The sequence below is a fragment of the Massilia genomosp. 1 genome, from assembly GCF_011682185.1.
Taxonomy (GTDB): Bacteria; Pseudomonadota; Gammaproteobacteria; order Burkholderiales; family Burkholderiaceae_D; genus Telluria_A; species Telluria_A rubra.
Genome location: NZ_WHJF01000301.1, coordinates 1 through 1,139, shown reverse-complemented (window position 1 = coordinate 1,139; position 1,139 = coordinate 1). Strand labels below are relative to the sequence as shown.

The window sequence follows — 1,139 nt, the reverse complement described above, 5'->3', positions numbered from 1 at the left end:
AAGGCCAGCACCCTGGTCACCAAGACCCCGACCTTCTCCAACTCCCGGCTCGGCCAGTACATGCAGGCCGAAGGCGCCCTGGTCGACGCGGCCTCGGCCAAGACCGCCAAGGACATGGCCGGCAGCCGGGCCGCATTGCGCGCCGCCAAAGGCAGCGCCGTGGTGCGCTCGGTCGGCCCCGTGCTTGATGTGATGGTGGCCGCGCTCAATCCGGAAGTCATGTCCTCGTTCGCCATCATCAAGCTGCGCACGGAAATGGACAAGATGTACGCGAACGGCGTGCTGTCGCTGGACCAGCTGGAGGCGGCACGGCATCTGCTCAGCCAGGCCAAGTACGACTCGGTCAAGCGCCTGTTGAACCAGGCACAGGCCGACTACATCAAAGGAGGCGCGCGGTGATGCGCCCGATGGCCGCAGCAGCCTTGCTCGCCATGCTCATCACCATTGCCCCGGCCGAGGCCAAGGCCCCGCTACGCCAGCCAGCGAGCGCCGCCATGCGCTGCACGGACGCGCCGACCAGCGGCGACGCTTTCCAGGACACCGCGCGCAACTTCCGGCCCGGCGCCGCCCCGCGTATTTTCATGGCCTTGGGCAAGGACCGCCACGCCTTGCTGAAAAAACTGCTCAATGCGGGCGACGACCCCAACATCTGCCACGCCGGCATCAGCCCGCTGCTGGCGGCGGTGGCCGGCGGCGACGCCCTGACCGTGACGATCTTGCTCGACGCCGGCGCCCGGCCCGACAGTCCGCGCGATTCCAGCGGCGGCACGCCCCTGGATTACGCGCTGGGCACGCCGCCGCTGGAGATGGCCACCTTGCTGCTCGATCGCGGGGCCGATCCGCGCGTGGTGACCGATGGCGGCCGCACAGCCCTGCACAGCCTGGCGCTGCAAGCGCTGCCGCCGCCGCAGCAGCGTGCCATCCAGATGGCGCTGGCCGAGCGATTGGTGCGGCAAGGCGTCCCGCTCGATGCACCGCACGGGCAAGGCGAGACCGCCCTGCACATGGCGGTGTCGACCGGCAATCTCGACCTGCTGAACCTGTTGCTCGCCGAAGGCGCCAACCCGACACTGCGCAACAAGCGCGGCGAAGACGCCCTCGCCTGCGCGCGCCGGCGCGGCCATGCCGCCCTGGTCGAA

General features: G+C 69.9%; 1 protein-coding gene and 1 pseudogene. Both read left to right on the top strand.

Translation table 11 applies throughout. The features are described from left to right. Positions 1-399, top strand: a pseudogene (locus F1735_RS33735) (hypothetical protein); the annotation flags it as partial. Further along, on the top strand, positions 399-1,139 hold a 741-nt coding region (locus tag F1735_RS33730; RefSeq protein ID WP_229506097.1), incomplete at its 3' end, for an ankyrin repeat domain-containing protein. The pseudogene F1735_RS33735 and the gene F1735_RS33730, both read left to right, overlap by 1 nt.